This is a genomic window from Listeria tempestatis, assembly GCF_963575625.1.
Classification (GTDB): Bacteria; Bacillota; Bacilli; order Lactobacillales; family Listeriaceae; genus Listeria; species Listeria tempestatis.
Genome location: NZ_CAUYTK010000007.1, coordinates 101,845 through 116,633, shown reverse-complemented (window position 1 = coordinate 116,633; position 14,789 = coordinate 101,845). Strand labels below are relative to the sequence as shown.

Here is a 14,789-nt window from a genome sequence, read left to right as displayed (position 1 = left end):
GGCTTGGTAGCTCAGTTGGTAGAGCACTTGATTGAAGCTCAAGGTGTCGGCAGTTCGATTCTGTCCCAAGCCACTTTTATCTTAATACGGAGGGGTAGCGAAGTGGCTAAACGCGGCGGACTGTAAATCCGCTCCTTCGGGTTCGGTGGTTCGAATCCACTCCCCTCCACCATTTTTGTTTAATAGGGGCATAGTTTAACGGTAGAACAGAGGTCTCCAAAACCTCCAGTGTGGGTTCGATTCCTACTGCCCCTGCCATAAGAGTTTATAATTGAATTATGGCGGGTGTGGCGAAGTGGTTAACGCATCGGATTGTGGTTCCGACATTCGTGGGTTCGATTCCCATCATCCGCCCTTTTATTTTATTGATGGGCTATAGCCAAGCGGTAAGGCAACGGATTTTGATTCCGTCATGCGCTGGTTCGAATCCAGCTAGCCCAGTTTTTTTGCGGAAGTAGTTCAGTGGTAGAACATCACCTTGCCAAGGTGGGGGTCGCGGGTTCGAACCCCGTCTTCCGCTTTTTTCTTTTTTAAGGCGCCATAGCCAAGTGGTAAGGCAGAGGTCTGCAAAACCTTTATCACCGGTTCAAATCCGGTTGGCGCCTCCATTGCTTTTTTCTTTCAAAAATTTTATAATATGTTTATAAAATTATTATGCCGGCGTGGCGGAATTGGCAGACGCGCTGGACTCAAAATCCAGTGACCGCAAGGTCGTGCCGGTTCGACCCCGGCCGCCGGTATCGAAGTAAACCTCAGCGCTCTATAGGCGCTGAGGTTTTTGTTTTCTGTAAAATTAAGTTTTACAACGATAAAATAAATTGATTGAATTTTCTAGAATGAGAAATTGTAAAAAAATGGTCACAATTTAGGGTTAAAAATGTACAAATAGACAAATTTAACACAAGAAAAATGTGTTATTATAGAATTATCACATTGTGACTTCTAAAAAAGATTGTATTTGCTCACCAGGCACCTATACGATTCTGATTACTTTTAGTTGCCACAATCCCATTGGAGTTAGCTGTCTGCCAAACAGCTAACTTTTTTCCTTATTAGGAGTAGAGTGATAGAATCTGGAGGAGATTATATGTATATACCAAAAAAAGAAGTGATAGCTTTTACAGGAAACCAGCAGATTCATGGTGAGGGAGTTTTTTTAGTTGTAGAAGGATACCTTGTGCAGGAATCCAATGGGACTTTAATTAAGGTTTTAAAGCAGGGGAATATATTTCGTCTTGATTCTCAGCATGAATGGTTTCAATTTTTTTCTAAAGGAAAAAGCTTTTTAATGGAGATTGAGCATGAAAAGTATACGGATGAATTTATTAACGATACGATGAAGCGAATGACTGAATCACTTGAGAGATATAAGTTGCCTGGCAGGGAGCGGATTGAGGCAATTTTATATCAAATTGCAATGGATGTTGGGATTGAAAACGATCAGGAAATCTACATTCCAATTGCTTGTAATCAGTCGATACTTGCAAAATATAGTAATGTAAGTCGGGAATACTTTGTTAAAATTAAAAATGATTTAGTAAAAGAAAATCGCATTGAAATTCGAAATCGTAGTTGGATTTTACTTGAAAAGGAAGAATGGGAGATGACTTTTCAAGGCCAAGAATAGGACGGGGCATTCAGGTTGAATGCTTGTATAGAAGAAATAGTTGACAAAGTCAATTATTTCTTCTATACTATTGGAAATGAAAGTGGGGGACCTGGATGGATCCAATTGGTGAAGTGCGGCAATTTAATCGATTTTATGCGAGTGTATTGGGAAAATTAGATTTGGAAATTTACAATAATCCGTATCCGCTAACTGAAGTGAGGGTTTTGCAACAAATTGATATTGAGAATGGGAAGACGGCTTCTGAGATTGGCGATGCGCTTGGGGTTGACCGAGGATATATGAGTCGCATCGTGAGAAAGTTTGAACTGGCGGGGCTTATTCAAAAAAAGCAGCTTGCTTTTGATAAACGGCACTTTGCTCTTTTTATTACAAAAAAGGGGTGTGAAGAAATTGAAAGATTTGTGGCACTTGCGAATATGGCGCTTGGCGAAATGATGCGGGAGTTGACGAGTGAGGAGAAGAAGGAGCTAGTTAAAGCAATGGGTGTGATTGAAAAACTGCTCTCAAAGGAGGAATTGGTATGAAAATCGAAAAATATACGGAGAAATATCATAAGGCGGTTGTTGATTTGATTTTGCGAATTCAGCAGGAGGAGTTCAATGTACCCATTTCACTTTCTGACCAGCCAGATTTAATGGATATTCAGAATGCCTATGCGAACGGAGGATTCTTTATTGCACGCGAAGGCGATGCGGTTGTAGGAACAATTGCAACATGGTTTATGGATGGGCCGAATGCAACGATTCGGAAGCTTTTTACGGATGAAAGTTACCGAGGAAAAGGGCATCAGACGGGGCAACGGCTTCTAGAGAAGCTTGAAGAATTTTGCGCTGAAAACGGGAAATCACATATTTTTCTAGGGACGACAGATAAATTTAAGGCGGCACATCGTTTCTATGAGAAGAATGGTTATAATGAAATTTTAAATGCCGATTTACCAGCCGATTTTGATGTTTTGGAAGTAGATTCGAAGTTTTATCATAAAGTGCTATAGGAAAAAAGCAGTTTGGGTACGCCCAGCTGTTTTTTCATTTTTTTACAAAAGATAGGTTGTGAGCTATACTAATGATTGTGATTTATTTTGAGAAAGGGTGCGGGTTTTTTGGGGAAATGGTTACCTCGTGATTTATGGATTGTTATTATTGGGATGGTTCTTTTGTATACAGGGCTCTCTTTTATTTGGCCATTTAATATGGTTTATATGACGACAGAGCTTGGCATGTCAAACATGGACGCCTCGCTTGTATTGCTTGTGAATTCTTTTGTAGGGATGGTGGCGAGTGTTGTTGGTGGAATTATTTTTGACCGGCTAACGGGCTATGTTTCGCTTATGATTGGAACTTGTATTTTGGTTGTTGGGACGTTTCTTTTAATGACCTTACATAGCTATCCTTTTTTTATTTGGAACCTTTGGATTGTTGGTGTAGCGATGGGGATGGTTTTTGCTGGATTATATGCGGCGGCTGGACTTACTCATCCTAGTGGTGGGTGTACAGGATTTAATGCGATTTATGTTGCGCAAAATATCGGTGTTGCAATTGGACCATTTTTAGCTGGCTTTTTGGCAGAGCGCGGTACGGGTCAGGTGTATGTCGGAGCATTTTTTTTCGCCATTTTCTATGCCCTTTTCTTCTTTATCTTTTTTAGGAAAATTGATTGGAAATCTGAAAAATTGAGTACGGAAACAAAGCACCATAAGCGCGGTGGAACGCGTGAGAAGGCGACAAAATGGGGAGTTATCTCAATGGGATTGCTACTTTTAACTTATCTTTTTTGTCAATTGCCACATGTGCAGTGGCAGTCTAATTTATCAACATATATGACAGCGGATGTTGGCATCTCAGCGTCTTCATACGGAAAGCTTTGGAGCTTAAACGGGGCGCTAATTGTTTTAGGGCAATTTATTTTAATTCCGCTGATTCACCGTTTTAAAAAATATTTATTGCTTCAAGTTTATATTGGCATTTTGTTATTTGTACTATCATTTATATTTGCGGCACAAGCAACAGCTTATAGTGGATTTGTACTGGGAATGATTTTTCTGACGCTAGGTGAGATGTTTGCTTGGCCAGCAATTCCAACGATTGCCTATCAGCTAGCGCCAAAAGGAAGAGCTGGGCTTTATCAAGGGCTGGTGAACGGGATGGCAACAGCAGCGCGAATGCTTGCACCATTTCTAGGTGCTGTTGTTGTGACGAATTTTGGCGGAATAGTCGCTTTGTTTGTCGGGATTTTCAGCCTGCTACTTCTTGCTATTATCACGATTACACTACAAGCCTATACGCAGAAAAAAGCAAATTTAAATAAAGTGGGAATGGAGGCGGAAATGCATGAAGCTACTTGAGAATGCATGCTTTTATACGATGGAAAAAGAAGGCGAATTTGTGCGAAATGTTCTAATTGATGGGGATAGAATTCGAGAAGTGGATGTCGACCCAAGCATATATCCAAAGGCTACGCGAATTAATTTGAACGGAGCCACTGTTTTTCCTGGCTTTGTCGACTCACATATTCATCTGCTTTGGTACGGACAATCCCTTGCTCGCTTGAATTTAAACGAAACAATAACGAAAAAGCAAGCTCTAGAACTAATTAAGCAGCACTTGGCGGGGCTTCCGGAAACAGAGTGGCTTTTTGTAGAAGGTTATGATGAAAATAAATGGACAGATGACAAAACGCTACTAACAGCAAATGACCTAGATAGCGTTAGCCAAACACACCCGCTACTTGTAAGGCGCATTGATTACCATAGCGTGACGGTTAATCACGCGTTTATGGAAGCCATTTCTTTGACTAAAGACGCAAAGTTTGAAGGGGGCGGTGAAATCGATGTAGATGAATCTGGCGAATTGACGGGTATTCTAAAAGATAATGCGACAAATCTAGCCATCGAGGCGTTTCCAGTTCCAACAGCGGCTGAAATGAAAACATGGCTTGAACTCGCGATTTGTGATTTGTGGAAAAAAGGAATTACAGGGGCGCATTCAGAGGACCTGCACTATTTTAATGGCTTTAAAGGAACATTAGGCGTTTTTCGTGAAACCATTTGTTCAGAATTTCCATTTCGCGCGCAACTTTTGATTCATCACGCAGAACTGGCAGCGTTTAAGCAGGAAGAGGAGCTTTTTATGGACGGAAATGCTTATGTGGAGCTAGATGCTGTGAAAATCTTTTTTGACGGCACGGTGGGGTCGAAAACGGCTTATATGAAGAATGGGTATGCGGATGATATGAACCACCACGGGTTAAAAATCCATTCGGACGAGGAGTTTCGTGCGATTGTAAAGAAAGCGCGGGAGTTAGAGCTTCCGGTGGCGATTCATATTCTTGGCGATGCGGCTTTTCAAGAGGTGCTTCGTGTTCTTAAAAAATATCCGCCTAAAAGTGGCTTACATGACCGAATGATTCACACGCCTTGGTTAACGGATGAACTCATTGCAGAAGCAAAAGGGATGCCGCTTCTGTTCGATGTTCAGCCGCAGTTTATGGCGAGTGATTTACCGTGGGCGCTGGATGTTTTAGGTGAGAATTATCCAAAGCGTGCTTTTGCTTGGAAGACGCTCCTTGAAAATGATTTTGCGCTAGCAGGGGGAAGCGATGCCCCGATTGAAATTCCAAATCCTTTTTACGGTATTCATGCTGCAGTTACACGTACAGCAAACAGCGACTTAAATGGACAGCAATACTTCCCCGGTGAGGCGCTGACGGTATACGAAGCAATTTCACTTTACACGACTGGCAGTGCAAAAGCGAGCTATAAACCTTCTTCTCGGGGGAAAATTGCGCCAGGATTTGCGGCAGATTTTACAGTTCTAGCAACCAACCCATTTGAAGTGGCACCAAAAGACTTGCGTGACATTCAAGTAATTCAAACATTTGTAAGTGGGCAGAAAGTGTATTAAAATGTACAAAAACGGAAAGGTTGATGAAAATGCTAGACAAAACGCAAATCAGCATGTTTTTAACGTTTAGTGGGCAAGCGGAAGAGGCGGTCCAGTTTTATGTGGACTTGTTTGATGAAGCGAAAATCCTATCAACTCGTTATTTTAAAGAAGGTGACCCTGGCGAGCTAGGCAAGGTTTACACGACAGTGTTTGAAATTGGCAATCAAAAATTCATGGCAATGGATATGGAAAAGAAATATGCCGCTAATTTTTCATGGGCGACTTCTATTTTTATTGAAACACGAAATGAAGAAGAGTTTGACCGGTTATTTAATGGCCTTAAAGCTGGTGGAACTGTCATGATGGGGCCTGAAGAAATGGGAATATACAGCAAAGTAGCATGGGTGACAGACAGGTTCGGTCCAACTTGGCAACTTGTTTGTGAGAAATAAAAAAAAGCTTCCTCGAACTTTTGTGCGAGGGAGCTTTTTTACATATTATACAATGAGGATATAAAACTTCGCGGAAGATGTTTTTTTGATGCGTGAAGGTCAAAAAAATTCATAAAGTAGTCACAATTTTAAAATCATTTGAATGGTATACTAAAACAATAGACAAAAACATCAGGAGGAAAAAGCATGCGGGAAATAAAATCAAACGAAGCCGTATTTCGTGAGTACACGGGGGAAATGGGCAAGCTAAAAAACGAGACCTATTTGCCGCTTCAAGATGGCAATATGATAGAGGCGATGCAGCGTGAAAAACGTGTGTTACATCCACTCAAAGAAGACCAACAAAACATCCAAAAGAGGTGGCGCACATGAGTCGGATTGCCATTTTGGAAGTGAAGGCCTTTTTAGTGACGCTTCAAACCTCCAATGCGGAGGCGCGCACGTGGCTGAAGGCATTTCAACAGGCGGTTATCGCCTATACGAAGGAATCGCGTGTTTCAGGAAAAGCAGTCGAGGCATCAAAAGCCTATTTTGAAGCCAGTTATGTGCCTCTGGTGGACACCATTTTGCAAGCGATGGATATGAGTGAGACGCTACTCGCGCAGTACATACAAGATTTTTATAGCCAAGTTGATGCCACGCCAGATACGTATATTGATGCCGAGTTATTGCAGGATGTGATGGCGGACGTGCGGCGGCTAAAGCGGGAAAAGGAGCGACTCGCACAATCAATGGGCGGTGGTATGGGGACAACGTTGCAAGGTCAGCAACAAACCTATTCGATGCAACTTTACGAAGCGATGGAGGAAGAAAAGATACTCGAGAAGTACATTGCCTTTGAACAAAGTCATACGCATTTTTTCGCCCCGTTTCGTGAGCTTGTGCACGCTGTGCAGCGTGCGGTGGATGCGCTCCAAAATCAAGTCCACTTTAACGCAGAAACGGGCATGTACAGTGTCGCGAAAACCTTTATGCCGGCGATGCAACGCCTGCAGCAGTCGCTGAATGAAGCGCGCGGAATTGATCCAAAACGTGAAGCTCAGTTAGAAGGCTATCTCTTATTCAAGGTACCTTATACCGATTCAAATGGAAAAGAGCAAGCGATGTGGATCTTGGAGAAAGACGGCGTCCGTGTGCCGAACCGCGAACTTGAAGCCTATTTAACACGAACAGGCGACTACCAAGACAAAGCTAAATATACTATACTAACATTAGACGAACTCAACGAAAAAATCATGAAATCGTGGCAAAATAAAACGTATTACATGGACGGAAAAGTATATTCAGGCGCGGCAGGGAGCATTTTGAAAGCTTCAGCTTATGTAGAAGACTGGGAAGGCCAACTATCTGACGCAGGTGTGATGGATGCGATCACAGGCGTGGGTTTGAGTTTGGCGGCAATTAGTGGGAGTATGATGTATAGGGGAGGTAGTGGGACTAAAGCTAATCCTAAAGAAATTAATATTCATGGAAAACTTAATACAGAGTTAGATGAAGTGGATTTAGTTAACAAAGTTATTTATGAAGATAAGTCTGCTGCTAAACTATACATGAAAAATCCCGATTTTCCTCAAACTGAAAAGCAATGGGCTCAGAAGCATATATTTAAGAAGGGGTCTAACAGATTAGATGCTTTAAATCAAAAAGATATTAGTATATCCGGAGGTGACAGTGGATTTATTTCATCCGTTGATGAAATAAAGAATATAAAGGACTATACATTTAGAATTGACGCAGATACTCCAGCACTACGTGATGCTGTTCAAGAGCAAATTAGTAATTTACAAAAGAAATATCCTGATTATAATTTTAATGCAATATATGGAGGTAAGAAATAATGTCAGTAGGGCTGTTTAAATATGATGGTGATATTTACAATGAAAATTCCAAAGTGATATTGAGTGAGAATATCTCTTCTGAATCTTTTTATGAAAAATTTTGGGAGAAGGCTATAGCAGAATTAGATATTAAGTATATACAAGATGGAGCAGAATTTAACCAAACTAAGCTAGATGTTGTTCTAAAGGAATTAGGTTTATTAAAAGAATGGTCTATATCGAATCTCCATGGGGAAGATAAAGAATATATGAAAAGTAGGATAGAAAATTTAGAAAAAGTAATTCCAACTGCATTTACTTCTGAACAAGATGTATTATATATCTTTTAGAAAATAAAAAGGTGCTTTATCATAAGCCTAGTAATCAAGTGATAAAGCCTTGACTAATAAGCAAGCACTCACTAATCAAGTTTCCAATAGCTAGCTGTATATATTGTACAGTTATCCAGCTAGAAAATGTAAAGTTATTGAATGAGTCTGGGACATAAATAAAAAATAAGCATAAATCTTGTAAAATCCATTTTTAAAGATGGCATGATTACGAGATTTATGCTTTTTTCCTTTTATAGAACAACATTTAATTATGTCTCAAGCTCATTTTCTAATTCAACCTAGTCTTTTTCAAAACAATCCCTTTGTAAAGAGCGACTGTGATGAAATAATACATGCAGTAAATTGCTAGGAAGAGGAGAACGGGGACATAGAAATGATAATACGGGTTAATGAGTAAGAAAGAGAACATTTCCATACCTAGCGCAACATGAATAAAGCCAATAATGCCTGGGAATAAGAAGATGAGGAACATTTCCTTATAGATAGATTGTTTTAAGATGCGGCGGCGTACACCAATTTTTTCAAGCATTTCATAGCGGCGAATATCTTGAGTAGCTCCAGTTAGAATCTTAAACATTAAACAACTCGCCATCATTGTAAGAAAGGCAAATCCAAGGAAGAATCCCATAAATACTGTTCCACTTGCAAACGAGTTATACATTTTATAAGCGCTATACTTACTATTTGTTATCTCTTTCCCGTAGCGAGCGCTCTCCAGCTCGTCGATTTTTTTCAATTCATCGAGATGCGAAACAAAGTTTGTTGTTTTTCCGAAATAAACTGTGCCAAGTTTACCGTCCATATTTGAAAAATCAGCAGCAGGCACGATTTTGAAAGTGTTGTTTTGCGATTCATTCTGCGGAAAAGCTAAAGATAAAGCAGTATCCCAAGCGTTTTGAGTCGCTTCCGAATAGTCTGTTAACCGTTTTGTCTCACTATCACCATCTAATGAGTAGTTTTGTGCTAAAATTGGTTTTTTGTTAAGCTCACTCACATTGAAATAGAGGGTGTTATTTTTTTGCTTAAAGGTATACATGGTTTTTTCTTTAAAATCGATTTTTTTCATTACGGTCTGTTCAGAAGGAGTCGGGTTTATGATTTTCATATCATATGCATCCATTCGGTCAGCAAGTAGTGGTCCGTTATTTTGGAAAGCAAAGCCAACTGCGATAGCCCCCATTCCGAGTGCGATAAGCATGGCTACGGTTGCTAAAACGCGAGTTAATTGGCTTACACGGAAATTTAACTGTGCATACGTAAATGAATTAAGGCGCTTACTTTTTAAAATTTGTTTTTCGCGACGTTTTTGAATAATCAATGGAAGGAAAGTGGCAAAAAACAAATAAGTTCCAAATGTAATAGTAAAGAGTGCCGTTATAATTCCAATATACTGCGTCTCTTTAATAGCAATCATGCAGTAATAGCCAATTGCAAGTAAGATAATTGAAATGACGGCTTTCAAAACGATGGCTTTTTTCCGAATAATAATTTTTTCTGCCTTAGCATCGCCATGAACTAAATCTAAAACGGTCACTTTGGAGATTTGAATCAAGTTTGCAAATGCTGACAAAATAAATAGGATGGCAAAAAATACACATGTGACGATGAGCGATGGAAGATAAAACGGCGCATATGTGTTTGAATGAAATTCTAGTTGTTTCATCAATGCTTGACCAATTAGGGAGGCGAGACCTGTACCTAGTGCCGTTCCGATGAGTAAGGAAATGAGGCCGATGAACATCGTTTCAATGAACATGATGAGTGAGATTTTCCGTTTTTTAGCGCCAAGTGTCATGTACATGCCAAATTCTTTTTGACGTAAGGAAAATAAAAACGAGTTTGCGTAAAGCACATAAGCAATTGTGATGATGGCGAGCAAAACGGATCCCGCCTGGAAAACAAAACCAACAGCATTAATCATCGCGTTTTCTTGAATAAAAGATTTATTTAAAGCAAGTGTTTCAAACATGTAAAAAATGGAAATGGACATAATTAAACCGAGCAAAAGTACGACATAGTCTTTCAGCCGACTGCGCATGCTCGATAAGGCGAGCTTAAATATCATCGTTCTCACCCCGATTTTGTCCAAAAGTTGCGAGTACATCTAATATTTCTTTGTAGAAGTCACTTCGGCTACCTGACCGGTTTAGCTCTTTGTAAAGAACGCCATCTTGGATGAATAAGATGCGCTCACAAAAACTAGCGCTTTGTGGATCATGTGTAACCATTAAAATGGAAACGTCTTGTTCTTCATTTAATTCTGTCATCGTTTCGAGTAAGCTGAGCGCATTTTTTGAATCTAGCGCACCTGTTGGCTCGTCACCTAACAAAATTGCAGGTTCGTGTACGAGCGCACGAGCGGCTGCTGTGCGTTGTTTTTGACCACCAGAAACTTCTGCAGGATATTTGTGTAAAATATCAGAGATGCCAAGATCATGCGCAACAATTTGTACGCGCTCACGGATTTTTTTCGGTTTAACGTCTTGCAAAGAGAGGGGAAGGGAGATGTTTTCGTAAAGTGTTAAATTTTCAAGTAAGTTGAAATCCTGGAATATGAAACCAAGTGATTGGGCCCGGAAATCAGATAACTGATCATTTTTCATTTTAGTAATGTCAACACCTGCAATTTCCACTTTTCCTTTTGTTGGGTGATCGAGTGTGGAAAGTACATTTAGAAGGGTTGTTTTGCCTGAACCAGACGGCCCCATAATACCTATAAATTCACCCTTTTCCATTGAAAAGGAAATATCTTTTAATGCGGTAGATTGATTTTGATTTTTTTTGCCGTAGATTTTTTCAATATGTTCTACGTTTACGACTTTATTTGTCATGAAAATTCCTCCTAAAAGCTTATCTATATTCTTATCATAGGCTAGTTTAGTCCGTAGAACATTCGAATCAGGTGACAAAAGTAGATTATTTTACTTACATTTTTGTCATTTTGGACAAAATAAGTTTGTGAAATTTGCAGAGGAGTTAACGTGATGATAGTTTTAAAAATGGTAATGGAAGCTTTTCTCCTCCTGTAGACCGATTTTTCACAAATAATGCAAATGAGGCTTGAAAAACAATCCATTATCAAGTAGAATAAGTGTTCGTCTTATTCTTTTTCAGGGAGGTTTACAATGAAGATTTTATTTCAACATTTGAAGAAATATCGAATGCAGACGATTTTATCCACGCTGTTTGTGGCCATCATGGTCGCGTCACAACTTTGGCAACCTAAATTATTGCAGCAAGTGCTCGATGCAATTATGGAAGACAAAATGGATGAAATAACGTCAATCGGTATTGTGCTTGTCGCAGTGGCTGTCGTTGGTTTAATCGCGGGTATTTTAAACACGGTTTTATCAGCAAAAATTGCGCAAGGCGTGGGGGCTGACATCCGAGAAAGCAGCTTTCGAAAAGTTCAAACATTTTCATTTAGCAATATCGAACGTTTTTCGACTGGTAATTTAGTTGTCAGACAAACTAATGATATTACACAAGTTCAAAATTTAGTGATGATGTCACTTCAATCTTTAACGCGTATTCCGATTATGTTTATCGGAAGTTTTATTTTGGCGTTAGTGACATTGCCTGCACTTTGGTGGGTTATTATTTTACTCGTTGTGCTCGTTGTATTAATCGTTATGATTACATTTGGCGCAATGGGGAAACATTTTGCAAAAATCCAAGCTTTCCTAGATAAGGTGAACGCAATTGCTAAGGAAAACTTAGCGGGGATGCGTGTGGTCAAAAGTTTTGTCCAAGAAGATAACGAACTTAAAAGATTTTCTGATACGAGTGATAAACTAACAAGACATACGATTATTGTTGGAACGCTATTTTCTGTGATGATTCCAGCATTCATGCTCGTTTCAAACTTGGCAGTTGTAGTTTCGATTTATTTTGTTGGTGATATGGTGAAAGATGATCCAACTGTTATCGGAGCTATTGCTTCATTTATGAACTATTTAATGCAAATTATGATGGCAATCATTATCGGAGGTATGCTTACGATGATGGCTTCTCGTGCGTTCATTTCACTTGGGCGTATTAGTGAAGTTTTAAATACAGATGCCGACATTAAATATGATGAAGATGCACCGGATGAAGATTTAGCTGGCAGCGTTGAATTCAAAAATGTAAGTTTCCGCTATGAAGGTGATGATCAAAACGCTTTAAGTGATATTTCCTTTAAGGCGTCTCCTGGAGAAATGGTCGGAATTGTTGGTGCTACTGGTGCTGGTAAATCAACACTAGCACAGTTGATACCAAGACTTTATGACCCGTCTGAAGGAGAAATTTTAATTGGTGGGAAAAACTTAGTAAATGTGAATAAAAATACACTGCGCAAAACAGTTTCACTTGTTTTACAACGTGCGATTTTATTCTCAGGTACAATTTCTGATAACCTTCGCCATGGTAAGAAAGATGCCGATGCGGAGGATATGGAAAAAGCAACATCGATTGCGCAAGCGAAAGAGTTTATCGAACGCCAAGATAAGATTTATGAAGCGATTGTGGAAGAACGCGGAAATAACTTTTCTGGTGGGCAAAAACAACGCTTATCAATTTCTCGTGGAGTCATCGGGGATCCAAAAATCTTGATTTTAGATGACAGTACAAGTGCGCTTGATGCTCGTTCTGAAAAACTTGTGAAAGAGGCGCTTAATAAAGAACTTGATGATACAACGACATTTATTATTGCACAAAAGATTTCTTCGGTTATTCATGCGGATAAAATCTTAGTTTTAGACGGGGGAAAACTTGTTTCAGTTGGTTCGCACAAGGAATTGCTTGAAATAAGCCCAATTTATCAAGAAATCTATGAAACTCAAAAAGGAAAGGATGCGTGGGGAAATGAGTGAGTTTAAACAAATTACAAAATTCTTCTGGCACTATCTTCGCGCGTATAAATTACAACTTTCTGTCATAATACTAGCCGTTATTGGGGCTACTTATTTGCAAGTTAAGGCACCGCAATACATTGGTGATGCGATTCAAGAACTTGCAAATTATGCTGTGAAATTATTTACAACGGGAGTGGATGATAAATCTGAGTTCCATCATATCTTATGGATGTTACTTCTATTTTATGTGCTAACTTCTGTTGCAACATTTATTCAAAGCATTATTATGACGGGTGTTTCCGGTAAGGCAACGAACCGCATGCGTATCGGTTTATTCCGTAAAATGGAAAAACTTTCGATTCGCTTTTTCGATCGTCATAATGACGGGGAGATGCTAAGCCGTTTTACAAGTGATATGGATAATATCTCCAACACACTCAACCAGGCGCTAGTTCAAGTTTTGTCTAACTTGGCGCTAATGATTGGTGTTATCATCATGATGTTCAATCAAAATGTGGAATTGGCACTTGTGACGCTAATTGCTTCACCATTTGCGATTATCATTGCGGCAATCATTATTCGTAAGGCGCGTAGATATGTTGACTTGCAACAAGATAGCTTGGGGCATCTAAACGCCTATATTGATGAAAAAATTTCTGGTCAAAAAGTGATTATTACAAATGGTCTCGAAGAAGAAACCATTAAAGGTTTTGTTGAGCATAACAATACGGTTAAAAACGCAACATATAAAGGGCAAGTTTATTCAGGCTTACTTTTCCCAGTAATGCAAGGGATTTCGCTTTTAAATACGGCGATTGTCATTTTCTTCGGCGGTTATTTAGCTTTAAATGGTAGTCTTGAGCGTTCAGTTGCGCTTGGTTTGATTGTCATGTTCGTGCAGTATTCACAACAATTTTATATGCCGCTTACACAAATTTCTTCTCAGTACAGTATGTTACAACTTGCGATTACTGGGGCGCGTCGTGTGAGTGAAGTATTTAATGAAAAAGATGAGTTTGAGCGTCCGAATGTAAGCGGAATTGACGGTATAAACGAACAAGTTGCGCTTAAAAATGTTAATTTTGGCTATGATCCGGAAAAACCAGTTCTGAAAAATGTCAATATTACGCTCGATAAAGGTAAGATGGTGGCGGTTGTTGGGCCAACTGGTTCAGGTAAAACAACAATCATGAACTTACTAAATCGCTTTTACAATGTGGATAGTGGCGAAATTGCATTTGACGGAAAAGATATTCGCGACATTGAGCTGAAATCGCTCAGAAAACAAGTTGGAATCGTCTTACAAGACTCCGTTTTATTCAGCGGTACGATTCATGAAAATATTTCTTTTGGGAAACCGGAAGCACACCGCGATGATGTGGTATTGGCTGCGAAACAAGCTAATATTCACGATTTTATTATGACACTTGAAAAAGGTTATGATACGGAAATTAGTGATGAAAACAATATCTTTAGTGTTGGTCAAAAACAATTAATCAGCATTGCCCGAACAATTTTAACAAACCCAAGCTTGCTTATTTTGGATGAAGCAACAAGTAACGTTGATACGGTTACGGAAAGTAAAATCCAAAAAGCGATGGATAATGTTATTTCTGGTCGGACGAGCTTTGTCATTGCACACAGGCTGAAAACCATTTTAGATGCTGATCATATTGTTGTTTTGCATCAAGGTGAAGTTATTGAAGAAGGTACGCATGAAGGCTTATTGCAACAAAAAGGTTTCTATGCAGAACTTTATCATAACCAATTCGTACTAGAATAAATTTGAAAACCAGCAGCTTTTCATAAAGTTGCTGG

13 protein-coding genes and 8 tRNA genes are annotated in these 14,789 nt (G+C 39.4%); 19 read left to right on the top strand and 2 right to left on the bottom strand.

The annotated features are described in order from the left end of the window. From R8923_RS10025 to R8923_RS09945, 17 genes are all read left to right on the top strand, one after another. Positions 1-73 (top strand) — tRNA-Phe (locus R8923_RS10025). Positions 74-88: 15 nt separating this feature from the next. After that, positions 89-172 (top strand) — tRNA-Tyr (locus tag R8923_RS10020). 12 nt (positions 173-184) lie between these two features. Continuing rightward, positions 185-258 (top strand) — tRNA-Trp (locus tag R8923_RS10015). A 23-nt stretch (positions 259-281) separates the two neighbouring features. After that, positions 282-354: transfer RNA gene (locus R8923_RS10010), tRNA-His, on the top strand. 15 nt (positions 355-369) lie between these two features. After that, positions 370-441, top strand: a tRNA-Gln gene (locus tag R8923_RS10005). A gap of 7 nt (positions 442-448) precedes the next feature. Continuing rightward, a tRNA-Gly gene (locus tag R8923_RS10000) sits at positions 449-520 on the top strand. A 14-nt stretch (positions 521-534) separates the two neighbouring features. Next, a tRNA-Cys gene (locus R8923_RS09995) sits at positions 535-608 on the top strand. Between the two features lie 48 nt (positions 609-656). Further along, positions 657-740, top strand: a tRNA-Leu gene (locus tag R8923_RS09990). Between the two features lie 347 nt (positions 741-1,087). Continuing rightward, on the top strand, positions 1,088-1,627 hold the full coding sequence (locus R8923_RS09985) for a cyclic nucleotide-binding domain-containing protein (RefSeq protein ID WP_485872635.1): 540 nt from the start codon (positions 1,088-1,090) through the stop codon (positions 1,625-1,627). 95 nt (positions 1,628-1,722) lie between these two features. Next, complete coding sequence (locus R8923_RS09980) at positions 1,723-2,154, top strand: MarR family winged helix-turn-helix transcriptional regulator (RefSeq protein WP_485872634.1); 432 nt, start codon at positions 1,723-1,725, stop codon at positions 2,152-2,154. Further along, positions 2,151-2,624, top strand: a complete 474-nt coding sequence (locus tag R8923_RS09975) for a GNAT family N-acetyltransferase (RefSeq protein WP_485872633.1) — start codon at positions 2,151-2,153, stop codon at positions 2,622-2,624. Before R8923_RS09980 ends, R8923_RS09975 begins: the two co-directional genes overlap by 4 nt. Before the next feature lie 108 nt (positions 2,625-2,732). Next, complete coding sequence (locus R8923_RS09970; RefSeq protein ID WP_485872632.1) at positions 2,733-3,974, top strand: MDR family MFS transporter; 1,242 nt, start codon at positions 2,733-2,735, stop codon at positions 3,972-3,974. Beyond that, positions 3,961-5,532, top strand: coding sequence for an amidohydrolase (locus R8923_RS09965; protein WP_485872631.1), 1,572 nt, complete (start codon positions 3,961-3,963; stop codon positions 5,530-5,532). The genes R8923_RS09970 and R8923_RS09965 overlap by 14 nt, the downstream gene beginning before the upstream one ends. A gap of 29 nt (positions 5,533-5,561) precedes the next feature. Continuing rightward, positions 5,562-5,966, top strand: coding sequence for a VOC family protein (locus R8923_RS09960; RefSeq protein WP_485872630.1), 405 nt, complete (start codon positions 5,562-5,564; stop codon positions 5,964-5,966). A 186-nt stretch (positions 5,967-6,152) separates the two neighbouring features. Continuing rightward, positions 6,153-6,338 (top strand): hypothetical protein, encoded by a 186-nt coding sequence (locus R8923_RS09955; RefSeq protein WP_485872629.1) that lies wholly within the window; start codon positions 6,153-6,155, stop codon positions 6,336-6,338. Continuing rightward, positions 6,335-7,804 carry a T7SS effector LXG polymorphic toxin gene (locus tag R8923_RS09950; protein WP_485872628.1) on the top strand — a complete coding sequence of 490 codons (1,470 nt, stop codon included), beginning with the start codon at positions 6,335-6,337 and terminating at the stop codon, positions 7,802-7,804. Before R8923_RS09955 ends, R8923_RS09950 begins: the two co-directional genes overlap by 4 nt. Further along, positions 7,804-8,133 (top strand): hypothetical protein, encoded by a 330-nt coding sequence (locus R8923_RS09945; protein ID WP_485872627.1) that lies wholly within the window; start codon positions 7,804-7,806, stop codon positions 8,131-8,133. Before R8923_RS09950 ends, R8923_RS09945 begins: the two co-directional genes overlap by 1 nt. 271 nt (positions 8,134-8,404) lie before the next feature. Here R8923_RS09945 and R8923_RS09940 read toward each other — a convergent pair whose 3' ends face one another. Then, positions 8,405-10,201 (bottom strand): ABC transporter permease, encoded by a 1,797-nt coding sequence (locus R8923_RS09940; RefSeq protein WP_485872626.1) that lies wholly within the window; start codon positions 10,199-10,201, stop codon positions 8,405-8,407. After that, complete coding sequence (locus R8923_RS09935; RefSeq protein WP_485872625.1) at positions 10,191-10,967, bottom strand: ABC transporter ATP-binding protein; 777 nt, start codon at positions 10,965-10,967, stop codon at positions 10,191-10,193. The genes R8923_RS09940 and R8923_RS09935 overlap by 11 nt, the downstream gene beginning before the upstream one ends. A gap of 294 nt (positions 10,968-11,261) precedes the next feature. On the opposite strand from R8923_RS09935, the gene R8923_RS09930 reads away from it, so the two are divergent. Both R8923_RS09930 and R8923_RS09925 read left to right on the top strand, forming a co-directional pair. Then, complete coding sequence (locus R8923_RS09930) at positions 11,262-12,989, top strand: ABC transporter ATP-binding protein (protein ID WP_485872624.1); 1,728 nt, start codon at positions 11,262-11,264, stop codon at positions 12,987-12,989. Then, positions 12,982-14,754 (top strand): ABC transporter ATP-binding protein, encoded by a 1,773-nt coding sequence (locus tag R8923_RS09925; protein ID WP_485872623.1) that lies wholly within the window; start codon positions 12,982-12,984, stop codon positions 14,752-14,754. Before R8923_RS09930 ends, R8923_RS09925 begins: the two co-directional genes overlap by 8 nt. Positions 14,755-14,789: the final 35 nt, after the last annotated feature.